We start from the raw sequence: 23,576 nt of genomic DNA on the forward strand, positions 1-23,576 counted from the left end.
TTATGACAATAGGAGTGTACTCAAACAAGCCCACTGAATTGTGGTTCCGAGTTAGCGCCTCTGGCCTGTGGCTACAGGGAGCGCGGACTTAAATTGACCAGTTACCCCCTAGTGCTTTATTCAGCCCAACGGCCATATTGGCCGTTTGTAAGCGGGCTGCAACAACACGATCTTGCAGCGCATGCTGCTGGCGCTGGGCATCGAGTACTGAAAGGTAATCGATAAGGCCAGCTTGATAAAGCGACTTGGCTTTTTCTACGGCACGATCTGTTTCAGTTTTTGATTCTACGACCAAAGCTTGATACTGCTGGCTATTGCCATAGCCATTTAACAGTATTTCCACTTCGCCAATGGCACCGTTGACCGCATGTTGATAGGCGAGGGCACTGGTTTTGAATCGCGCTTCTTGCAATTCAATCATGGCTTGGGTTCTGCCCCCATCGAAAACATTCCAACTTACGCCTATATTGGCAATCCAAGCTGTCGAATCACTGCTGAACAGGTCATCAAAGTCTTTAGCCAATACACCCGGCGATCCAGTTAAGTAAAATTTTGGATATTGATTCGCTACTGCGGCGCCTAACTCTGCATTGACGGCTGCCATTTCTCGTTCAGCAATTTTAAGATCAGGTCTTCGTTTGAGCAGATCAGAAGGTAAACCCGTAGGGATCAAGCCTTCAAAAGTGGGTATTGCTTGTTGGCTTGCTAAACGGCGTTTCATTTTTTCTGGGTTTTCACCAAGGAGGATAGCAAGACGTTGTCGATGCGCATGCTCCGCGGTATCAAGCTGCGGTACAACAGATTTGGTTGCTGCCAGCATTGCCTTGGCACGGGCAACATCTAGCTCAGAGCCAAAGCCGCTTTTAGCCACTTTTTGTACTAAGTCGAGCGTTTGTTGTTGCTCGTCAATCATAGTTTGGGCAATGGCTTTACGCTCTTGGGCGCCACGCATTTGCAAGTAGTTATGGATCACTTCTGAAGTGATCATGGTGGTTAGTCCTTGGCGGAAAATTTCTACTTGTTCGGCGCGGATCTGTGCCGCTTGCGCTTGTTTATCGATCCGCCCGAATAAGTCTAATTCCCATGCGATGGTTGCGCCTGCAGTGAACGCATGTTGCTCATTATCAATGAGTGACATCCCCAATGGGTTATTTGCCGTAACCAGAGAGCCTAGCAAGGGGGCGTTGTCACTGATACCTACCGAAGAATAGCCAGCGCCTAGGCTAACGGTCGGCACTTTAAATGACTCGATGATACTCTGATAAGCTCGGGCGGTTTTAATTCGCTCGGCTGCCATTTTCAATGGGATGTTTTGTTGCTGGGCATCGACAACTAACTGATTTAGGATGTCATCATTAAATTGATACCACCACTTCTCGCCAGTCAGCATACCTGGCTGAATTGGGGGTGTTGATACTGAAGTCCCTGCCGCATCTTGGTTGAGGTAGTGGCTAACGAATACATCCTCTGGGGCTACATAGTCCGGGGCAGTAGCGCAACCGGTAAGTACGAGTACGAGGGCAATAGGACATAATTTAGCGAGTTTCATGTGTTAGCTCCTCAGTACGTTGTGGTGTTGCGATTTGGTTGCTATCTGGCTGACGACTGACATCAGCACGGTAGAACAGGCGGTACAGTGCTGGCATGACAAACAGAGATAGGAATGTTGCCGCAGCCAAGCCCCCAATAATGGTTGCGGCCATTTGATCAAATAGCTGGTCTGAGAGCAGCGGGATCATACCCAGTGCGGTCGTCAGCGCACCCATGGAGATTGCCATGGTGCGGTTAAAGGTGGCTTCTTGGATAGCGTCCTCCAGGGTGCGACCTTTTTCGCGCTCTAGTTCAATTTGATCCATCAGAACAATGCCATTTTTGATGATCATGCCAGACAGGGCGATGGCACCGATCAACGCCATAAAACCAAATGGTTTATCCATCAGTAGAAGGAACCAGCTCGCCCCCGTGGCGGCAAGCGGTACGGTCGTTAAGATAATCACAGGTTGCTTGAACCCATTGAACAGGCCAACCAGGATAACCACCATCACCAATAGCGCTTTTGGCATTTGCTTCAAGGTATCCACAATAGAGCGGTTTTCATCATAGTATTCGCCGCCCCACTCGAAGTGGTAGCCGTAGGGGAGTTCGATAGCTTCAATCTCTGTCGCGAATTGTTTGCGTACATCAGAAGCCGTCATGCCCGATACATCCGCTTGCACGGTGATGGCTGACAGGCGGTTTCGACGCCAGATCATGCTTTCTTCACCCTGTAATTCAAACTTCTCGACCACTTGACCAAGTGGCACCGAATGCATGCCCAGCATGGAGCGTACGGGGAGGGTGTCGAGAGAATTAATATCCGCCTCGGCACTGCGGATCTTGATTGGTATTAGCTCATCACCTTGGTGGAGTTGGCTTAACGTCACCCCATCTGTTGCTCGCTTCATGGCAAGGGCAACATCCGTTCGGTTGATGCCCGCTCTGCGTGCTTGTTCTTGGTTGAGCACGGGCACAATGACTTTGCTCTGTTGGCGCCAATCATCACGAATGTATTTGGTGTATGGGTTTTTGGCCATAATCGCCTGTGCTTGAGCAGACAGCTGGTGTAGTACCTCAGGATCCGGGCCGATAAATCTTGCTTCGATACTGAATTTATCTTTAGTGGCGAGTTTTAAAGCACGGAAACGGGGCTCTGCGTGAGGGAACTGTTCTTTAAGCCACTGATCACCACGTTTTACGAGCGTTTCAATTGCGTCGAAATCGCGCATGTTAATCAGTATCTGACCATAGCTTGGGTCAAGCGGCTCCGGCTCGACTGTGACAGAGAAGCGCGGGGCGCTGGCACCAACGAAGGTGGAGATATTGTCGACTTCGGGCTGTTCAAGTAACCATCGCTCGATTTGTGCCATGTCATCAGATGTTTGCTCGATTTGGGCACCGTTGGGTAACCAGTAATCAAGAAACAACATGGGGCGATCTGAGCTTGGCATGAAGTTAATCGCAATTTGCGGAATAACAAAAGCGGTGACAGCCAAGAGTGGTACCAACAGACTAAGGGTTTTGAGTGGGTGAGAAACAGTAAAAACGACGGCTTTCTTGTAGTTTGATGGCTTTGATTCAATGGCGTCGTCGACCAGCTTTGGTTTGATGAATAGCCAACACAGCATCGGCGTGACTGTCATCGCGACTAACCAAGAGAACAACAATGACGAGCACATCACCCAAAACAAAGATAAGGCGAACTCGGCAGAGTCAGTCTGGGAGAAAAGCACCGGACTTGCTCCCATAATCGCAATGATGGTTGCAGCTAATAACGGCTTGGCGGTTTCATCAATGGTTTCTTTGGCAGCCTTAAACTTATCCATGCCTTTGTTGAATTTGGTGATAAGCATATCGGTTACCACAATGGCATTATCAACCAACATACCCAAAGCCAGTATGAACGCCCCTAACGAGACTCGCTGCAAGTCAATAGACTGGGCTTGCATGAAGATTAGCGTGAGCAGAATAGTGAAGATCAAACTGCCACCAACAATTAACGCACTTTTCAATCCCATGAATAGGCAGAGGATCACCACAACAATCGCCACACTTTCTACCAAGTTGATGATGAAGTTGTTTATCGACTTTTGGACTTCTTCTGGCTGAAAAGCAACGGTGTTAATTTCAACGCCAAGCGGGAGCGATTGCTGATATTCAGCAATAACGTGATTTAGGCTATCGCCTAATGAAACCACATTTATCCCGCTATTAGGGCTAACAGCCAGAGTAATGGCATCCATACCGTTGAAGCGGCTTTGGGTGAGAGCAGGAGTCTGGTAGCCCATCGAAATATTTGCAATATCACCCAAGCGAATAAGCCCGGTGCTAAGCTCACCGATGCCACTTTTGATAGTAAGGTTACGGATGTCGTCCAAGCTATTCAGTTCGCTGCCTTGGTCGACACGAATACGCTCAATACCCGCTTTGAATTGCCCCGCATCGTATGTCATGTTTTGGCTGGCGAGTTGATTGATCACTTGGGCCGATGACAAGCCATATTCAGCCAGTCGTTCATCGGGCAGATCAACGTTAACCACTTGGTTTCTGACACCGTGTAGTTCGATTTTCTTGATGCCATCGACCGCTTTCAATCGGCGTTGAAGCTCTTTGGCGTACAAGCGCAACTCATGGGGTTCAATGCCGTCACCCGTGATGGCGAACAGCATGCCGTACACTTCAGAGAATTCATCTTGAATGATACTAATTTGCGCACTCGCAGGTAGTGTTAGCTTGACGTCGTTAACTTTGCGGCGCAGTAAATCCCACTCCTGAGGAAGCTGTTTAGAGTTTATCGATTCTTTTAGATCGACAAAGATCATCGAGCTTCCCGGGCGAGACAAGGAACGAAGCTTCCACAATGACTCCATTTCCTGAAGTCTGGTTTCTATTTTATCCGTGACTTGTTGTTCGACTTCTTGTGCTGATGCGCCGGGATAGAGGGTGACAATCACGGCGCTTTTTACGGTAAACGTCGGGTCTTCAAGCTTGCCAAGCTTGAAGTATGAAGTAAGGCCGGCGACGACGCACAATGCGCAAAAGAAAATCACAAAGGTGCGCTGTCGTATGGCAAATTCTGCAAGGTTCATAGCATGGTGCCTATTGTGTGTTTTTCTGCGAGTATGTCGACATTATCCAATTTGGTGTTTGGGGTGAGGTAATGGATACCTGCGCTAATAACCAAATCACCTGCCTTGAGGTTGCCTGCTACACAGACATCTTGCCCCTGAATGGCGGAAATAATCACGGGGTTAGGTATCGCCTTATCGTGATCAATCGTGAATACCGTTGGGGTACCACCTTGATTTAGCGAAATGGCGGAGTAGGGAATGCAGTAGAGCCCCGCTGGTTGCTTGAAGGTGACATTCACTTTGACGGCTTTCCCCGGCAGAACGAGTTGTTGACTTGCAGACAGTGCTTGCTCGTCAATACGATAGGAAAGGGTATAAGTTTGCTTAATGGGGTCGGGCTGGGTGCTGGTCTCCTTGAGTGTGGCAGGCACGTTTTGCTGCAAGCCATACCATGTTACCGATGCGACAGCATCAGTATCGAATTTTGCCATTAAGCTTTCTGGCACATCGATATCAGCTTGTAATAGCGCGGGCTGGTGGACAGTAAAGACTGGAATGCCAGGTACAGCTTGTTCGAAAGTTTCACTAAAGCGTTTTGCCACGATACCGTCAAATGGGGCGATTAAGGTGGTGTATTGCAGTGCATCTTTGGCTTTTTGTAGGTTTTGCTCAACAACCTTGACCATGGCTGCGCTTCGTTTGTAGCCTGTGCGGGCACGATCCAGATTCACACTGGCAATGGCGTTATCCTGTGTTGCTTGTTTGACGCGTTTTAGTTCGATGGCGGCAAGCGCATGGGCGGCTTTGGCTTCTTCAAGCCGGGCTTGTAATTCCAACACCGTCACTTGGTAATCATGTGGGTCTAACCGGGCAATGGGTTGGCCTTTCGTTACGGTATCGCCAGTTTTTACCAGAATTTCTTCAATGGTGCCGGGTACTTTAAACGCAAGGTTTGCGGTATTTTCTGCCGTTAATACGCCAGCAAACTGCTTAAACGTATATTGGTTTTGTTCATCCAGCTTGATCGCCCGAATCGGTCTTGATTGTTGGTTATCGAGTATTGGTGCTTGATCATCACAGCCAGCTAAAAGTAGCGCCGCAATGGGCATTAGCATAAATGGATTGGTTTTCATCATCGACTCCTACTGTCTTTGTAGGTGCCATTTTAGGGGGTGCTATTAGAAGGATAATCTAGCTTTTATGTGAAATGCTGTCATGAAAATCGAGACAATTAACAACTAAAGTGCTAATTGCCTGCAATTTGACCTGTTTTTGATGGCAATATTGAAATGTAAAACGCGACAATTAGAAGGCCTTCGGTAGTTTGTCCAAGATGTGTTCAATAAGTAGCCGGGTAGCTCTGCTCACACCTAACCTATTTGGGTAGACAAGCCAAACATCCTCGCTTTTTGATTGGTATTCGGGCAGCACGCGCACCAGCAGCCCTGAGTCCATGGCATTGATTGCCAGCATCAGAGGGAGGAAGCTAATGCCTTGGCCTGTAATCATAGACTGGCGGATATAGCCGGTACTGTTACTGCTTAGCTTTGGCTTAACTGATACTTGGGAATCGGTGAAGTACCAGGTGTTCTCAATACTACCGTCTGACCAGCGGTAGCAGATGCAGCGATGTTTGGTGAGCTCTTCGATAGCACTGGGTTCACCGTATCTGGCAAGGTAATCCGGGCTTGCCAGCAAAAAACGATGTACCTTGGCGACATGGCGTGCAATCAAACTAGAGTCTTGCAAAGCACCAATGTGAAAGGCGAGATCGAAGCCTTGATCATACAGCTCATGGTGGCCTTTACTGCTGAAACGGACATCCAACTCGATATCAGGATAGGTATCTTGAAAGCCCGCTAAAATAGGCTGAATTACTTCATCACTGTCAGGTAGGATACCGATCCTAACTTTGCCGACTGGTTTATCGTCCAACTGAGAAATGGCTTCGTTGGCTTTTTCGATCCCTTCAATGACTTTGAGTAATTCTTGATAGTAGATATCACCATGTTGGGTGAGGCGAAGTTTGCGGGTGGTACGAAAAAATAGCTGGGCATTAAGGTGTTTTTCCAGCTCGCCTATACGCCGACTGACATTGGCTCGTGGTAGGTCCAGGGCATTGGCAGCGGCTGTGAAACTGCCTAATTGCACAACGGTGGTAAAAAGTTTGAGATCGTTAAGGCGCATAGTGTGGTGTTGGTTCGTGGATATCTGTGTACCCAAAGATAGCGCCAACGAATGTTAGAAAACAATAGGAAAAGAAGATTCTATTGATTTCGCTACATCAGATAATGGCCAGGTAATGCCTATCTGGTTAAGCTCATTGAGCTAAGTATTACGCAGGAAAATGCTTGAGACGATAGCGATGTATTAAAAAAGCCAGCAGGTGGTCTGCTGGCTTTCGTTGGCTTTATTTAAATTCAGCTCAAATCAGTTTATTGAACTGAATTAAATTAATGATGCGAGTGATCCATTTCTTTATCTGAATGACCACCTTCCGGCATATAGGTCGCTTCTTCTACTTTAACGTCTACCTCAACCATACCAGCTTGTTTGAAGTTCAAAGTGACTGGGAAGCTGTCGCCTAGCTTAGGTACTTCGTTAAGGCCAAAGAACATGATGTGATAGCCCCCAGGTTTCAACATTTGCGTGCCATGGGCTGGGATCTCGATTTGCTCAACTTCCCGCATCTTCATCATGCCATTTTCATGAATATGGGCATGTAACTCTGTTTTTTCGGCAATAGGTGATGAGGCGCCAAGTAACACATCATCATTATCACCATGGTTCATCACACTAAAGAAAGCGGCGGCAACAGAAGAGGTGGGCGGCACCTGTTTTGACCATGGGTGATCAATATGAAGAGAATCTGTTTTGTATTCGTGGGCTGACGCAAATCCACTGATAGCCATGGCCGCAGTTAGAATGATGGTTTGAATTGTTTTCATTACTTTCTCCGTGACAGCATGATGCTGACTTTTTAATTTTTGTTTATTGATTTTATGGGTTTATGGATTAATAAGTTAATGGATAAATCAAACCATTGGCGGAGAATGTTTAGGGGCAAATAGATAATAGATTTGCTGTTGCACAGGAATAAAATCATGCCCTGTATTGCTAATGTGGTGGGTTAGATGAAAATCAGCGCCAACACTCGCAGTGGCCTCAAACGGCGTAACTTGCGTTAGCTTGAAGACAGGGCAATGGAAATTGTATTGATCAGAATGTTGCTTGTGATCTGTTTCTGCAGGCTTGCTTGATTGGCCATTGAGGTTGGTGACATCTACCCACTGTAGCCCAGCAGAAGTACAGATAAGGACTTTATCGCCAGTCAGCCAATGACTGTTTTGAGCTGTGTCTTGGTGTGGGTTAAGAACAACAATCGAAGCAATCAGGTTGGTCATTAGCAACGATACAATAATGGCGAAGCAAACCATTTGTGTGCGCTGCTGATGCAACCTATTGATCGGAGTGATTGTCATTCTAATTGTTATTCCTTTAATCAAGTGCTGGGCATACTAGCAATAAAGCTCCTTGTTGTAACAATAGTTGTTAATGTTTTGTTTGAAAACTGAGACTTAGATGCAGCAAAAAGAAAAAACGCCGCACCCCTATGAGCCTGAGAGGGTGCGGCGTTTTGTTAATTGGCTTTAGCTAAGCGGCTTAGCTCTTGGTGAAACGGTAGGTCTGAAGCTTCTCTTCTTGGCCGTTAACTTGGCCATAAGCATCAATCATAACGATATTTGTGCCAGCAAAGCCGAGCTCAAGGCGAACAGTTGATGAATCAATGTTCTTGAAGATCCCCGCTTGGGCATTGGTCGGGTAGAAGTTGTATCGGTTCATGCCTTGCTGGAACTCACCTGCGAATTCAACAGGGATATTGTTTGCATTGTTATTCAGTGACAGGGTGTAGCCCGCTTCAGGTGTGTAGGCAAAGTTTGCTGTTAGCTCAAGAGATTGTGATGCGCCTTCAACCTGCAGGTTGTTAATTTTCAAAGAAGCTTCTGTGGTTTTAGCCAAAGAACCTGTTGCATTGGCAGTACCTGTAACTGCTTCGCTTGTTACGCCACTCCAAATGCTAACATTCCAGTTGCCCGTAAAGTTATCTAGCTTATCCCAAGATTGCGGCTTGCTACTATCAGCGCTGCCGCTGTTATTACCGATTTGGGCCAGCGAGTCATTACGGCTGTCATGGCGAATATTGTTACGGTTATTTTCTATATCTACAGAGGCACCTGCCACACCACCCGCGACACCACCAGCAATGGCGCCTTGAGCTGCTAGCTCTGCATCACCCGTAAGAGCGCCTAAGGTTAAGCCTAGAAGGGCACCACCAACAGCACCTTGCTTGGTTGCTGCGTTTGCATCATCTTCACCTGGGTTTACGCAGCCGGTGAGTAAAGTGAGACCGATAACTGAAACGATTGAAGCCTTGCCGAATGAGTTCATATTGATTGCCTACTGCCTGTTAAATGAAAGCTAATAAAACGCTGTTGCTTATTATGGGTGCAATCTTAGTATTCAGTTCCTGAATCCATGCTGCACCAAATGAACGGTGTTTTATTTGTATCAAAACGTAACATTGTGCTTGTATTCACAATGTTACGTAGAGTGATGCATGGAATGGAATAGGAAGGTTAGCTATTGAGTTGGCGTGTTTGATTCAGTGTTCTTGAGCCGCTTGCGCCATAGCTATTGATATCAAAGCGGTTTTGATTCCGGGGTCTTTTTCTGTCTAACCGCGTTAGGTCAATGTGATGTTGCTGTTGAAGTAATTTAAGCACCGCGTTGATGTCTTTTTGCGGTGCGTTGTTATTAACGAGATAGTAGTAAAGATTAATCGCCCTTTGCTCTGTCATTGTTTACCTCCTACGAGATCAATGAGTATGTGAAGCGCCTGATAGGTTAATGATGGCGATACCAATGGCGACGATGATCATACCTAGCCAGACTTTGGCATCTAAATGTTGTTTATAAATGAGCGTCGACATTGCGGTGACAACCACAATGGCTAACCCCGTCCAGATTGTGTGGACCACGCCGACTGGTAGCGACTTCATCGCTTGGCCAAGAAAGAGAAAGGCAACCAAGTGGCCGAGAATAACAATGGTACTTGGCAGCCAATTGCTGAACCCGTTGGTTGCACGAAGGGCAACGTGTGATGTCGCTTCAGCCATTACACCGAGTAGTAAGAAAAGCCAGCCCATTAAATCCTCTCTTGGTTTGTTGTTCAGTCTGTCTGTTTTTAATGGCGGCAAGTATAACTATTTCTCATTTGTTGATAATCTGACTTGTATGCAAATTACTTTTGCTTGTTGGTAACAATCAAGGTGAAGAAGGGGCCTTGCGGCTAAGATTGCGGCTTATTATTGATAGTATTAACACTGCTGATATCTCATTTTCACAACTTTCACAAATTTAACATTTAAAAGCATTTTCTTTTGATGCAACATCAATATACCCAAGCTACTTCATGATGCAGGTTCAGCGAGAATTTATAAGCTTGTAGGCAAGGCGCTGTTTTGAAGATCTAGTGGTTCTAAATCGAAAAACAATAACGCAGTATACAAGCTTAGAAAACTCGCCCTTCGGGAGGGTGTCAGCCCATCCACTCCAGCGTTGAAGCTTTTTGAAAGGGAATCTTCCTGCAAACCTTCGCCTTGGATTGAATGGGCTGACATCCCTCTGAATCCTGCACCATGAAGTAACTTGGGTATATACCGACATGCCTAGATACCTATATGTCGAGTTAAATAATCATAACTAAGCATTATGAATGAGAAGGAGTACTCAATGCGTTCAATGATAAAAAAAGGGATAATTTCTCTGGCTTTAGCAGTATCGTTACCTGTTGCAGCAAATAACTACACCATCGGCACAGGAAGTCAGAGTGGTACGTATTATCCTTTGGGCGGCTTGCTAGCAAAAATTTGGAGTGAAAATATTGATGACTTCAATATGCGTGCAGAGGTGACAGCTGCATCGGTTGAGAATGTTATCAAGGTATCCACTAAGCAGCAGTTAGCGGGTATTGCAATGGGGAACGTGGTTCAACAAGCCTACCAAGGCACAGAGCCTTTCCCACGTAAAATGGATGTGTCTGTTCTGTTTGCCCTATACCCGAACGTTGTTCAGTTCATGGTGCCAGCGAACTCTGACATCAAATCGGTTGCTGATCTGAAAGGTAAGCGCGTTGCACTAGGTGCACCGGGCTCGGGTACTCGAGTGAGTGCGCTAAATATCCTGAAAACGCTGGGTATTGAAGAAGGTGACATGCGTGGTCAAGCGCTGAACTACACGGCAACCACTGAAGCTCTGGCAAATGGCCAGATCGACGCGGGTGTGATCGTGGGAAGCTTGGGTGTTGGTGCCATTACAGAATTGGCATTAACCCGTGATATTCGCATCCTATCTTTCTCTGAAGATGAGCTAGCGAAGATCAATGAAGCCAATGCGTCATACAGTGGCCTTGATGTTGAAGCAGATAGCTACCGTAATGTTCCTGCTTTCCAAGCGCCAGCTGTATGGAATGTGTTGGTTGTTAAAGGTGACCTAGATAAAGAGCTAGCGTACGAAATGACGAAAGTCGCCTTTGATAATATCGATCAAATCCGCCAGTCAATTGGTGTGACTAAATTTACTACCGTAGAAAACATGAACAAGCTAGCGGGTATTCCTCTACACCCGGGTTCACAGCAGTTCATGGATGAGAAGAAATAAAATCCGAAGTATTGCCTACCTTGATGGGTGGGTGAGCTAATACCCCCGAAGTGATTCGGGGGTATATCACATTGCAATTTACAAGGAGTACGCAATGACCAATTCTTCGGCGTTAAATCACAGGGTAACTGAACGTTTAATGCAATTCGCTGCGGTGGCAGCCTTCGCTTTATCAGTCTTTCAAATTTGGCAAGGTTTGACTGCCAACCTCTCCGCACCTGTATTTCGCCCCATACACCTTAGCTGGATCCTCGCACTGGTATTTTTGGTTAAGCCGCTCGTCAAGCTGGATAACCCGCTATATTTACCCGCACGTTTAGTTGACCTAACCATGATGTTGGCCACTTTGTGGGCGGCGCAGCATATCGTTAGATTTGATTACGATGATATTGGCTTTTTGCTTGATGGGTTAGGGCAAGCTGATGTGCTTGCTGGCTCCATATTAATAGTGACCTTACTTGAAGCAACTCGAAGAACCGTAGGCATGGTGATGGTTGCGATTGCTGGTTTGTTTTTGGCATACGCGATGTTTGGCGACATGCTACCTGCCAGCGTGGCAAGTAAGGGGTTCGCACTCAACGAAATTATTCGATTCCATGTTTATTCCACTAATGGTGTGTTTGGTGCGCCATTAGCAATTGCGGCGGGCGTGGTATTTATCTTTGTGCTGTTCGGTGCCTTCTTGCAGGTTACCGGGGCAGGGCAATTCTTTATTGATGCGGCGTTTGCGGTTGCGGGCAAATACCGAGGCGGTCCTGCGAAAGCCAGTGTGGTGGCTTCGGCGGCGCTAGGCTCCATTTCTGGTTCAGCGATTGCCAATACGGTTACAACCGGGGCGCTGACCATCCCTATGATGAAAAAGCTCGGCTATAAGCCGGAGCAAGCAGCGGGCATCGAGGCTGCGGCGTCTACCGGTGGGCAAATTATGCCACCAGTCATGGGGGCGGGGGCATTTGTTATGGCCCAGTTTACTGGTATTGCATATAGCGAGATCTTATTGGTCTCTATTGCGCCTGCGATTTTGTATTTCGGGTGTACGCTGCTGTATGTCCACTTGATGGCGTGTAAGCTTGGCCTGAAAGGCATGGATAAGGTGACCCAGCTTAAAGTGGTAATGCAGCAAGGTTGGCACTTTATTGTCCCGCTAGTATTAATCACCACTTTGTTATTAATGAGCTATTCGCCAGTGCTGGTCGGTATAGCCGGGTGCAGTGCCGTATTGGTTGCAGCCATGTGCCGTAAGCACAGCCGTATTAGCCTGCGCCTGTTTCTTGAAGGTATGAAGGAAGGGGCACTGCTGGCGCTGCCAATCTCTGTTGCCTGTGCCACTGCGGGTATTGTGGTTGGTGTTGTAGGTCAAACCGGTATTGGTTTGCAGTTCACCCAGTTCCTGATGGCATTGTCAGGAGGTTACTTGTGGTCTGTTATGGCGTTGATTGCTGTTGCGGCGGTGATCCTTGGCATGGGGCTGCCGGTGACGGCGGCATACATCGTGTTGTCTATTATGGCGGTACCAGCCTTGACTGAGCTTGGCCTCAGTATCCTTGCTGCTCACATGATTGTATTCTGGTTATCGCAAACCTCTAATGTGACTCCGCCTATCGCACTTGCCGCCTTTGCCGGGGCCGGTGTTGCCGGTGCGTCACCAATGCAATCAGCGGTTCAGGCATTCAAGTTGGCTCAGGGTTTCTTCTTGATCCCGTTGATGATGGCTTTTTCTCCGCTGATCTACGACGGTGAGAACCTGATGGGCTTTATGTTTGCCATTGTGACGACCATCGCGCTGATTGTTGCGTTTGCTGGTGCCATTGAAGGCAGGCTCATTAAACCGCTATCAATCCCAGAGCGTTTGATCTTGCTACTTGTTCCGTTTGCGCTGATTTTCAGTGGGTTTGTTATCCAGTTGGTTGCGATGGCGGTGGTAATTGCGATTACCTCTCTAAACGCTTTCAAGCAGAAAGAACAAAGTGTGAATCCAGCCTAACTATTTAATTCTAAAATGAAGGGGAGGCCATGCGGTCTCCCCTTTACTTTATGTCTTACTTTGCGCCGCCGATTTTATCGGTTATCGAGATAGCTGATAACGCCGCTCTGGCCGACCCACCGTGCCGTAGGAAACTTCAGCGATGAGCTCGTCGGTGCTGACCATAAACTCCAAATAACGGCGGGCTGTTGTTCGGCTTGCCCCGATTTCTTGTCCTACCTGTTCTGCGTTAAGGGAATTGTTGCTCTGTTTGCTCGATTGCTGGCTGAACACCGCCCTTATTTTGTCTAACGTGATACCGTCTATCCCTTTCGGTAGCCTGTTTGTTGAGCTTTGTGTCGGTTGCGACTGCCCACTGGCTGAGGGTGATTGGAACAGTTTGTCGACGTCACTTTGCAGCAATGAATCCATATCAGATAATTTGTTGAGGTGGTGGCGGTATTTCTCCAGTGAGGCTTGTAGTCGCTCGAACACGAGGGGTTTTAAAATGTAGTCGAAAATACCGCTGTGCATGGCTGTACGTAAGGTATCCACTTCCTTGGCCGCAGTGATTAAAATCACATCACTCGGGCAATTATCGGCACGCAGCTCGCGCAGTAAATCGAGCCCAGTCCCCGTCGGGAATTGGTTGTCGAGCAGGATCAGCTGTGGTTTGAGCACTTCGATCAGATCACGTGCTTCATCTAGCCCATGGGCAATCCCTACCACTTCGAACCCTTCGATACGCTCAACAAAACGGCGCTGGATCTCTGCAATTTGCTGATCATCTTCAGCAATGATAAGGGAGATAGAGTCTGACATTAGGCTTCCTCTGCTTGTGTCGTGATGCCTTGAGCGCTGTTAGCGGCAAGGCTATTTTTATTCTTCGGCAAATACAGTGTGAAGCGACTGCCGTATGGGCTGAGCGGGTCAACGGTGATCATGCCGCCAAGGTGTTCGGTGAGGTTCTTTACCAAGTCGAGGCCAATGCCTCGTCCTTCCTTCGCCTTGGTGCTGTAGCCTCGGGTGAATATGCGCTCGGCCTCATCATCACTGAGCCCACGTCCCTGATCTTCAATTTCAAAGATCAACTCTTTGCCATAGTCGGAAAGACTCAGACTAACCGTGCCTTCACGGCCATGATGGGACAGCGTGGCTTCCAATGCATTATCCAGTAAATTGCCAATGATGCTGACCAGCTGCTCACGCGGCAGTGAGTCGGGCAGGTCGTTCATCTGGCTGGCATCGTCGATTTGTAATTTGAGCCCTAATTCTTTAGCGCGGTTGTATTTACCCAGTAAACAGCCAGCCAGCACGCTGTCGTTTGTTACTTCCATTAGCTGTTGGATAAAGGCTTGATGGCTAGAAGTCTCTTGCCCTATGACGGCCAGTGCTTCGTCAATTGCATTTATCTGGATTAAGCCAGCAATGGTATGCAGCTTGTTATTGTATTCGTGGGACTGACTTCGCAGGCTTTCTGCATATTGCTTAATTCGCGTTAGCTTGCGACTGACAAGATCAACTTCGTTTTTGAGCCTAAAGCTCGATACAACGCCACTGACTTTGCCACCATGAATGAGCGGGATACGGTTAACAATCAATAGTTGGTTGTGGATCCACACTTCTTGGTCGTACTCTGGGTCACCCTTTCGCAGCACCGATAACAAGCCGCTATCTGGCAGCACATCTTGAATATGCTGGCCGATATAGTTGTCTGATTCTGGCAGTTGCAGCGTCTTGATCGCGGCATGGTTGAAGGTGGTGATCATCCCTTCGTCATTAATGGCAACGATGCCTTCGCGCACGGTTTCCAGGGTGGCATTTCGTTCTTGGAACATACGGCCAATTTCTTCGGGCTCAAGATTAAAAATGGCCTTTTTGAAATGGTGGGCAAACCAGATTGCGGTGAACACGCTAAAAGCAAAGGCGGCAGCAATGGCAATCAGCATCGAAGTTCGGTGGTTGCTGACCAGAATGTCGACGGTATCAAGCAGGTAGCCAACTGACACAATGCCAATAATATCGCCCTGCTGGTTGAAGATAGGGGCTTTACCGCGCACAGAGCGGCCAATGCTACCGTGCGCTTTAGAGATATACGGCTTCCCTTCAACCAGAGCAGGCTCGTTCATATCGTTATCGTCGTCGTGCATCGGCTTACCAAGCCGGGCTTTGCTGGGGTGGGCTAAACGGATCCCATCTTCGTCACCGAATACGACAAATTTCGCCTTGGCAGACTTTGCATATTTGTAACTCAGCGGTTGCAATATTGGGGTATCTTTAGCTTCGATGGCCCTGACAACATCGGGTGAAACGGAGATAGCCAGTGCTACGCGCATCGCTTGTTGGCCGATTTGCTCATCGAGCACATTATCCAGATAGCGAATAGCAAAATGGCCGAGAATGCCGGTTTGCAGAATGGCAATAAGCCCTAAAATCAACACCATGCGGGTGTTTAGGCGCAAAAAGCGTAATGACAAAAACGACGTCATATTGTGGCGATTCCTTTCACCGATTCCTTTATTACAAATACTTTACCTTTTTATGATGCCAGATGTCGTGAACATTATGAACAAAATCACCAATAAGGCGCTTATTCACAATAAATTTACAAACTTCATTTGTCGTTAGGGTTGGCATAAGTTTTAAGGCGTAGGAGCAACATAGCCGAGCAGCTTGAACATCATGAGCAAGTGGCTGGGCATAATAATTAAATAAGGACACATTATGCTGACTCGATTTTTATCTTGTAAACGTGTAACAGTACTGGCGACAGTGATGGCGGCTTCCATGAGTATGGGGACTGCACAGGCTAAAATGGACGAAGTTCACTTCTTGGTACCAGGTGGTGCTGGTGGTGGCTGGGATAGCACGGCTCGCGGTACTGGTGAGGCGCTGGCAAAGTCTGATCTTGTCGACAAGGTATCGTATGAAAATATGTCGGGTGGTGGCGGTGGTAAAGCAATTGCCTATCTCATTAAAACGGCTAAGCAGTCTGATGACACCCTAATGGTCAATTCCACACCGATTGTGATCCGCTCTCTTTCAAAAGTTTTCCCGCAATCATTTCGTGATTTAACCCCAGTTGCAGCCACAATTGGTGACTACGCCGCGTTTGTTGTTGCCAAAGACTCTAAATACCAGAGCTTTACCGAAGTGGTTGAGGACTATAAGAAGAATCCACGCTCAGTGTCTATTGCTGGCGGCTCGGCACGAGGCAGCATGGACCACCTAGTTGCGGCAATGGTATTTAAGGCCGCTGGTGGCGAACCTCGTAAACTAAAATACCTTGCCTATGATGCTGGTGGTAAAGCCATGGCTGGTCTGCTGTCGGGTGAAACCCAAGTGCTATCAACTGGTTTGAGTGAGGCATTGAGCCTAGCCGAAGCCGGTGAGGTAAGAATTCTGGCGATGACAGGTGAAGAGCGCTCTCAAGCGGCACCTAATGTGCCGACAGTGAAAGAGCTGGGCTATGACACAACGTTTGTTAACTGGCGCGGTTTCTTTGGTGCACCAGGCCTGAGTGATGAGAAAGTAGCCGAATTTACTGACGTACTGAAGCAAATGTATGAAACCGATGAGTGGGCTACCGTTCGTGATCGTTACGGTTGGACAGAAATCTACAAGCCAGCTGATGAGTTCGTTGCTTTCCTTGAAGAGCAAGAACAAGAAATGGGTAGCTTGATGAAAGAGTTAGGTTTCTTGAACTAATTGGCAAGTGAAAGCGTGGTCTGTTTGCAAAACCTGCACAGGCTGCGCTTTTTTTATTCCGCCGACTTCGCTCGGCAAGATAGTGCGCAAAAACGTTGTATGTGAAGGAGCACCCATGACGATAACCAAAGATCATATCGGTGGTTTGGTATTTCTCTGCTTTTCTGTGGCTTATGGCTATTACGCCAGCCAAATCCAGCTATTCCCAGGTGATGAATATGAACCGTTCCATGCCAAGTCGATGCCGCTAGCATTAGCCGCGCTTGGGGTGGTGTTCTCATTGCTGCAATTGATCACAGCAAGCAAAAAGGACGAAGATAAGTTGAGCCTGAAAGGGTATGACTTTGGTTTGATGGGAAAATTGCTTGTATTGATGGTGCTGTTTGCAATTTCGTTAGACTGGATGGGCTTTTTGGTTTCCACCGTGTTTTTCTTGGCTGGCGGATATTGGCTGCTGGGTGAACGTAGGCCAAAAATGTTGTTCTTGGCGTCGGTGCCGTTTGCTGTGGGCTTCTGGTACGTCCTCACTCAGTTATTAGATATTTACCTTGCACCAGGACAGGTGTGGGCGAACGTATTAGGGAGCTAAACCATGTTCGAAGGAATGATGTCTGGGCTATCAACCGCTGTGATGCCCTTTAACCTGTTGATGGTTATTGTCGGCTGTTTTGCCGGTACTTTCATTGGTATGTTACCGGGGCTTGGCCCAATTTCTGCCATCGCCCTGATGATCCCCATTACCTATGGGCTTGATCCATCATCGGGGATTATCTTGATGGCGGGCGTATACTACGGTGCCATTTTCGGTGGCTCTACTTCATCCATCTTGATTAATGCGCCGGGTTGCGCCAGTACGGTTGTGACTGCCTTTGATGGTTACCCTCTGGCACAGAAGAAGCAAGCGGGTAAAGCGTTGGCGCTGGCGGCATACTCGTCGTTCACTGGCGGTACAATTGGTGCCATTATCCTGCTGTTTGCCGCGCCGGCATTGGCAAAAGTGTCCTTAAGTTTCCAGTCGAGTGATTACTTTGCCTTAATGGTGCTGGGCTTGACCGCTGTAGCAGCGTTTTCGGGCAAAGGGCAGGTGCTTAAAGCGCTCATGATGACCGTATTCGGTTTGATGATTGCCATGGTCGGTAATGATGTCATGTCGGGGATCCCTCGCTTCACCTTCAACAATGTGAACTTGATTGATGGCATTAGTTTCTTGCTTCTGGCGATGGCAACGTTTGCACTTACCGAAGTGGTGATGACGGTGTTGCGTGGCGAGCACAAAGAAAAAGAGCCAGAAATGGACATGGACTCGCTGGGGAGCATGAAGCTTAACAAAGAAGAAGTTAAGCATGTTGCGCCAACGGTTGGCCGTTCATCGGTATTTGGTTTCTTGGTGGGTGTGTTGCCTGGGGCAGGGGCGACGATCGCTTCTTTCCTAAGCTATGGCATGGAACGTAACCTCGCTTCGAAAGAAGAGAAAGCGAAGTTTGGTAAAGGGGCGTTACGTGGATTGGCGGCACCTGAATCGGCTAACAATGCGGCATCGACTGGTTCGTTTGTTCCTTTGCTAACGCTAGGTATTCCAGGGTCGGGCACTACCGCGATTATGCTTGGTGCCTTGATCGCTTACGGTATTCAGCCTGGTCCACGTTTGTTTGTTGATAACCCGGATGTATTCTGGTCGGTGATTATTTCGATGTACTTTGGAAACTTGGTATTGTTGATCCTTAACCTACCGCTGATCCCGTATATCTCACGTTTGTTGGTTATCCCGCGTCCGATTTTGATCCCGTTGATCCTGTTCTTCTCGATCACTGGTGTGTACTTGGTTAGCTTCAATAGCTTTGATATTCAGATGATGGTGATCATTACCATTATTGCCACCTTCCTAAAGCTGCTGAGCTTCCCGATGGCACCCATGCTGCTTGGCTTTATCTTGGGTGATATTTTGGAGAAAAACCTTAGCCGCTCGTTAACCCTGTCGGACGGTAGTTATTCATTCCTATGGGAGCGCCCACTGACACTATCAATCATGATTTGTGCAGTACTCGCATTGATGCTGCCATTAGTAAGTGCGATACGCGATAAGCGCCAGGCGGCAAAAGCAGTGAGTTCGGCTTAACGGCTTTTTAGACGTAACCTAAACGAAGGTTACACCCAATAGCGATAGCGGCTTAGGTCTTACGACTTAAGCCGCTTTTTTGTGTTTGCTGAACGGGTGTTGAACATGAAAGGGGTGATTGTAATGATTCAATAAGAAATTTATCTAAAACCAAATTCATTATATGAAAAAAATCGCTTTAAAATAAAGTGTGCTATTCGTCATGTTTTACTAGCCATTATTTTGTGTATTATCCATTTCAACAGAGACGTGAACTAAATATGCAAATAACTAAAATATAAAAAAACGCATACTATTTTAAAAATAACTTTTATATTCCCATGTCTCACATAAATTAACCGAATTCAATTGGTAGATATCATCTGCTAAAAAATTATCTATAAATTAAATTAAGGTTTGTCACATGGAGACATTAAAAATAGAAGCGCTCACCAAGGAGGCATTCAAGCCCTTTGGTGATGTGATAGAGACGGAAAATTCTGACTTTTTCTTTATCAACGACAAAACAGGCAAACGCTTCCATCAGTTGACTGATGTTGCCGTTACTGATGAAACTAGCCCTTTTGTCAGTATCATTCGCGCCGAAGGCTTCAAGGAAAAGCTAACGTTTTCATTGTTGGAAAAGCACCCGTTAGGTAGCCAAGCATTCTACCCGCTTAAAGGTGAACAGTTTATTGTCATTGTTGCCGAAGGCGAGGATGAAATTGATGAGTCGACCCTAAGAGTGTTTGTGACCAATGGCAAGCAGGGTGTGAATTACCATAAAAACGTTTGGCATTATTTATTATTTGCATGGAATGAAGATACTGATTTTATAACAGTTGATAGAGCAGGTGATGACAATTGTATTGTTAATCATTTATCCAAAGAATATACCGTATTGTTGTGATTTAAATAATTGAATTAAATAAGCAAGAGTAGTGACGATGATCTCAGATTATTGTTACGGGTTGCTGACGAATTTAAAAAGTATTGGAGATGTAAGATGGCAAAGATCAGAGCGATTGAAGCTGCAATTCAAATTCTAAAAAAAGAAGGTATCGATACTGCGTTTGGTGTTCCTGGTGCTGCGATTAACCCAATGTACGCGGCGATGAAAAAGCTGGGTGGTATTGACCATGTGCTAGCGCGTCACGTTGAAGGCGCATCACATATGGCCGAAGGTTACACTCGCACAGCACCAGATAATATCGGTTTGTGTATTGGTACATCTGGCCCTGCTGGTACAGACATGATCACAGGCCTTTATTCGGCATCGGCTGATTCTATTCCAATTTTATGTATTACCGGTCAAGCACCGGTTGCCAAGCTGCATAAAGAAGACTTTCAGGCGGTGGATATCGAGGCGATTGCTAAGCCTGTGACCAAGATGGCGGTGACCATTCGTGAAGCAGGGCAACTTCCGGGCACCTTCCAGAAGGCATTCTTCGAAATGCGCTCTGGCCGTCCAGGCCCGGTACTGCTTGATTTGCCTTTCGATGTTCAGATGGCAGAAATTGAGTTTGACATTGACCTGTACGAGCCGTTAACCCCCCATAAGCCGCAAGCCACTATGGCACAGGCGAAACGGGCCATCGAAATGCTGAACAGTGCAGAGAAACCTTTGCTGGTTGCTGGTGGCGGTATCATCAATGCCGACGCGGCTGCGCTATTCAAAGAGTTTGCTGAGCTGGTGAACGTACCTGTTATTCAAACATTACGTGGTTGGGGGGCGATTTCTGATGAGCACCCACTGATGAGTGGCCGTATGGGCTGTCAGGCGAACCACCGTTGTGGCAACGCAACTTACCTTGAGTCTGATTTTGTTTTCGGTATTGGTAACCGCTGGGCAAACCGCCATACCGGCGCATTAGAAACTTACACCAAAGGCCGCAAGTTCATTCATGTCGATATCGAGCCGACCCAAATTGGCCGTGTGTTCGCACCGGATCTCGGCATTGTTTCTGACGCAGCTGCCGCACTAGAAGTGTTCATTGCGGCTGCAAAAGAAATGAAAGCCAACGGTGACCTGAAAGATCGCACCGAGTGGGTAGCGGAATGTGCCGAGCGTAAGCTCACCATGCTACGTCGTGATGATTTCGATTGCACGCCAATCAAACCGCAACGTATTTACCATGAAATGAACAAGGCATTCGGCCCTGAAACGCGATACGTCACCACTATCGGCCTAGCGCAGATTGCGGCTAACCAGTTCCTGCATGTGCATAAGCCTCGTCATTGGATTAATGCTTGTCAGGCGGGTCCACTAGGGTGGACGATGCCAGCAGCCCTAGGTGTAGTAAAAGCCGACCCTGTTAAGCCTGTTGTTGCTATCTCGGGTGACTACGACTTCCAGTTCATGATTGAAGAGCTGGCGGTAGGCGCACAGTTCAATCTGCCGTATATCCATGTACTGATTAACAATGCCTACCTAGGTTTGATTCGCCAAGCTCAGCGTGCTTTTGATATTGACCACTGTGTCCAGTTGTCGTTCGAAAACATCAATGCACCAGAAGTGAAAGAGTACGGTGTTGACCATAAGAGCGTGGTGGAAGGTTTGGGCTGTAAAGCGATTCGCGTATTTGACCCTGCACAAATTGGTCCGGCACTGCAGCAAGCGAAGAACTTGATGGAGCAGCACAAAGTTCCAGTGGTGGTTGAAGTCATGACTGAGCGAGTGACCAACATCGCGATGGGGCCAGACATCGATAAAGTGGCCGAATTCGAAGAGATTGTAGACCTTTAATTTTGTAGTTAGGGCGGTGAGAAGCCGCCCTATAGAAGGAGTTTATTATGCCTAAGTTAGCGGCAAACCTTTCAATGCTATTCACAGAATATGACTTTATGGACCGTTTCGGTGCTGCAGCGAAAGCTGGGTTTAAAGGCGTTGAATATCTGTTTCCTTATGATTTTCCAGCTGTAGATATTGCAGCAGAGCTTAAAAAGCACGGCCTGACCCAAGTGTTATTTAACCTACCTGCGGGTGATTGGGCAGCTGGCGAGCGCGGTATTGCTTGTTTACCGGATCGAATCGAAGAGTTCCGTTCTGGTGTTGATAAGGCCATTGAATATGCCGGTGCGCTTGGTTGTACCCAAGTGAATTGCTTAGCCGGTATTAAACCTGAGCAAGTAACAGAAGCCGATGCATACCAAGTGTTGGTTGATAACCTGAAATATGCGGTCGAGAAGCTAGAAGGTGCGGGTATTAAGTTGGTTGTTGAGGCCATTAACACGCGTGATATTCCAGGGTTCTTTGTGTCGTCAACCGCCATGGTCCAAGGGCTGATTGCCGATGTTGGTAGCGAAAACCTAGCTTACCAATACGACATTTACCATATGCAGATCATGGAAGGTGATCTGGCCGTCACAGTAACGAACAACCTGCCAATTATTGGACACGTGCAACTTGCTGATAACCCAGGCCGCCATGAACCGGGTACGGGTGAAATCAACTATGGCTTCATGTTTAAGCACCTTGATGAGGTGGGCTATGAAGGATGGATTGGTTGCGAATATGTACCAGCAAACGGTACGGAAGCAGGATTGGTTTGGTTAAAAGAATACAACGTCATTTAATGGTTGAGGACAAAATTATGTTGAATATCGGATTTATCGGCACTGGCATCATGGGTAAGCCAATGGCCAAGAACCTACAAAATGCAGGCTACACGGTTTACTTCTCTGAGCACTTTGAGCCTGTACCCGCTGATCTGTTGGGTGAGAAAGGCTTTGCGTGTCCTAATCCAGCTGCTGTTGCAGAAGCTGCAGATATCATCATCACAATGGTGCCAGACACACCGCATGTTGCTGATGTACTCTTCTCTGAGCAAGGCATTTTGAAAGGGCTAACAGCTGACAAAGTTGTGGTTGATATGAGTTCAATCTCACCAATCGAGACCAAAGTCTTTGCCGAAAAAGTTGAGGCCGTAGGGGCATGGTATGTTGATGCACCTGTTTCAGGTGGTGAAGTCGGCGCAGTGGCTGGCACACTGTCTATCATGGCTGGTGGACGAGATGAGATTTTTGAGCGAGTTAAGCCACTATTTGAAGTGATGGGGCAAAACATTACATTGGTTGGTGGAAATGGTGACGGCCAAACTTGTAAAGTGGCTAACCAGATTATTGTGGCGTTGAACATTGAAGCTGTTGGCGAAGCCTTACTGTTTGCTTCAAAAGCAGGGGCTGATCCTGCGAAGATCCGCCAGGCACTGATGGGTGGCTTTGCCTCATCGAAGATCCTTGAAGTACACGGAGAGCGTATGGTGAAAGGGACCTTCGATCCGGGCTTCCGCATTTCGCTACACCAAAAAGATTTGAACCTAGCACTAACCGGCGCGCGTGAACTACAGCTAAACCTGCCAAATACCGCCACAGCGCAGGAGCTATTTAATACTTGTGCGGCACTTGACGGAAGCAACTGGGATCACTCAGCAATGGTTAAAGCACTTGAGCATATGAGTAATCACAGCATTCGAGGTTAATC

General features: G+C 47.3%; 20 protein-coding genes. 9 read left to right on the top strand and 11 right to left on the bottom strand.

Annotation, left to right across the window (positions count from 1 at the left end; translation table 11 throughout):
• Positions 1-88 precede the first annotated feature (88 nt).
• From C9I98_RS10115 to C9I98_RS10155, 9 genes are all read right to left on the bottom strand, one after another.
• A complete protein-coding gene (locus tag C9I98_RS10115) occupies positions 89-1,549 on the bottom strand; it encodes an efflux transporter outer membrane subunit (RefSeq protein WP_036816214.1) in 1,461 nt (486 codons plus the stop codon).
• A complete protein-coding gene (locus C9I98_RS10120; RefSeq protein WP_036816213.1) occupies positions 1,536-4,625 on the bottom strand; it encodes an efflux RND transporter permease subunit in 3,090 nt (1,029 codons plus the stop codon). The genes C9I98_RS10115 and C9I98_RS10120 overlap by 14 nt, the downstream gene beginning before the upstream one ends.
• Positions 4,622-5,740, bottom strand: a complete 1,119-nt coding sequence (locus C9I98_RS10125) for an efflux RND transporter periplasmic adaptor subunit (protein WP_081878808.1) — start codon at positions 5,738-5,740, stop codon at positions 4,622-4,624. The genes C9I98_RS10120 and C9I98_RS10125 overlap by 4 nt, the downstream gene beginning before the upstream one ends.
• 172 nt (positions 5,741-5,912) lie before the next feature.
• Positions 5,913-6,830: a LysR family transcriptional regulator gene (locus C9I98_RS10130; RefSeq protein ID WP_338049182.1), complete on the bottom strand. Its 918-nt coding sequence runs from the start codon at positions 6,828-6,830 to the stop codon at positions 5,913-5,915.
• 230 nt (positions 6,831-7,060) lie between these two features.
• Positions 7,061-7,555, bottom strand: a complete 495-nt coding sequence (locus C9I98_RS10135; RefSeq protein WP_036816210.1) for a copper chaperone PCu(A)C — start codon at positions 7,553-7,555, stop codon at positions 7,061-7,063.
• An 87-nt stretch (positions 7,556-7,642) separates the two neighbouring features.
• The gene (locus tag C9I98_RS10140) at positions 7,643-8,089 is read right to left on the bottom strand and encodes a hypothetical protein (RefSeq protein WP_051901790.1); all 447 of its coding nucleotides are present in this window, start codon (positions 8,087-8,089) and stop codon (positions 7,643-7,645) included.
• A gap of 181 nt (positions 8,090-8,270) precedes the next feature.
• Positions 8,271-9,056: a hypothetical protein gene (locus C9I98_RS10145; protein WP_107271935.1), complete on the bottom strand. Its 786-nt coding sequence runs from the start codon at positions 9,054-9,056 to the stop codon at positions 8,271-8,273.
• A 188-nt stretch (positions 9,057-9,244) separates the two neighbouring features.
• On the bottom strand, positions 9,245-9,466 hold the full coding sequence (locus C9I98_RS10150; RefSeq protein WP_036817019.1) for a hypothetical protein: 222 nt from the start codon (positions 9,464-9,466) through the stop codon (positions 9,245-9,247).
• Positions 9,467-9,484: 18 nt separating this feature from the next.
• On the bottom strand, positions 9,485-9,814 hold the full coding sequence (locus C9I98_RS10155; RefSeq protein WP_036817020.1) for a DMT family transporter: 330 nt from the start codon (positions 9,812-9,814) through the stop codon (positions 9,485-9,487).
• A 586-nt stretch (positions 9,815-10,400) separates the two neighbouring features.
• Between C9I98_RS10155 and C9I98_RS10160 the strand changes: the two genes are divergently transcribed.
• Together C9I98_RS10160 and C9I98_RS10165 are read left to right on the top strand one after the other, a co-directional pair.
• Positions 10,401-11,327: a TAXI family TRAP transporter solute-binding subunit gene (locus C9I98_RS10160; protein WP_036817022.1), complete on the top strand. Its 927-nt coding sequence runs from the start codon at positions 10,401-10,403 to the stop codon at positions 11,325-11,327.
• Between the two features lie 94 nt (positions 11,328-11,421).
• Entirely contained in the window at positions 11,422-13,311 is a 1,890-nt protein-coding gene (locus tag C9I98_RS10165; RefSeq protein ID WP_036817024.1) for a TRAP transporter permease, read from the top strand.
• A gap of 81 nt (positions 13,312-13,392) precedes the next feature.
• On the opposite strand, the gene C9I98_RS10170 is transcribed toward C9I98_RS10165, so the two are convergent.
• On the bottom strand, positions 13,393-14,112 hold the full coding sequence (locus C9I98_RS10170) for a response regulator (protein ID WP_036817026.1): 720 nt from the start codon (positions 14,110-14,112) through the stop codon (positions 13,393-13,395).
• Positions 14,112-15,779, bottom strand: coding sequence for an ATP-binding protein (locus C9I98_RS10175; protein WP_051901855.1), 1,668 nt, complete (start codon positions 15,777-15,779; stop codon positions 14,112-14,114). The genes C9I98_RS10170 and C9I98_RS10175 overlap by 1 nt, the downstream gene beginning before the upstream one ends.
• Before the next feature lie 286 nt (positions 15,780-16,065).
• Here C9I98_RS10175 and C9I98_RS10180 point away from each other — a divergent pair, with 286 nt between their 5' ends.
• The 7 genes from C9I98_RS10180 (at position 16,066) to C9I98_RS10210 (ending at position 23,574) form a co-directional block, all read left to right on the top strand.
• Positions 16,066-16,998: a tripartite tricarboxylate transporter substrate binding protein gene (locus C9I98_RS10180; protein WP_420848066.1), complete on the top strand. Its 933-nt coding sequence runs from the start codon at positions 16,066-16,068 to the stop codon at positions 16,996-16,998.
• Between the two features lie 115 nt (positions 16,999-17,113).
• The gene (locus tag C9I98_RS10185; RefSeq protein WP_036817031.1) at positions 17,114-17,587 is read left to right on the top strand and encodes a tripartite tricarboxylate transporter TctB family protein; all 474 of its coding nucleotides are present in this window, start codon (positions 17,114-17,116) and stop codon (positions 17,585-17,587) included.
• Between the two features lie 3 nt (positions 17,588-17,590).
• Positions 17,591-19,114, top strand: a complete 1,524-nt coding sequence (locus C9I98_RS10190) for a tripartite tricarboxylate transporter permease (RefSeq protein WP_036817033.1) — start codon at positions 17,591-17,593, stop codon at positions 19,112-19,114.
• Positions 19,115-19,517: 403 nt separating this feature from the next.
• A complete protein-coding gene (locus C9I98_RS10195) occupies positions 19,518-20,003 on the top strand; it encodes an ureidoglycolate lyase (protein WP_107271936.1) in 486 nt (161 codons plus the stop codon).
• Between the two features lie 96 nt (positions 20,004-20,099).
• A complete protein-coding gene (gcl, locus tag C9I98_RS10200) occupies positions 20,100-21,839 on the top strand; it encodes a glyoxylate carboligase (RefSeq protein ID WP_036825123.1) in 1,740 nt (579 codons plus the stop codon).
• 47 nt (positions 21,840-21,886) lie between these two features.
• Positions 21,887-22,669: a hydroxypyruvate isomerase gene (hyi, locus tag C9I98_RS10205; RefSeq protein WP_107271937.1), complete on the top strand. Its 783-nt coding sequence runs from the start codon at positions 21,887-21,889 to the stop codon at positions 22,667-22,669.
• A 17-nt stretch (positions 22,670-22,686) separates the two neighbouring features.
• Positions 22,687-23,574, top strand: coding sequence for a 2-hydroxy-3-oxopropionate reductase (locus tag C9I98_RS10210; protein ID WP_173424704.1), 888 nt, complete (start codon positions 22,687-22,689; stop codon positions 23,572-23,574).
• Positions 23,575-23,576 lie beyond the last annotated feature (2 nt).

Origin of the sequence: Photobacterium sanctipauli (assembly GCF_003026495.1) — a bacterium.
GTDB lineage: Bacteria > Pseudomonadota > Gammaproteobacteria > Enterobacterales > Vibrionaceae > Photobacterium > Photobacterium sanctipauli.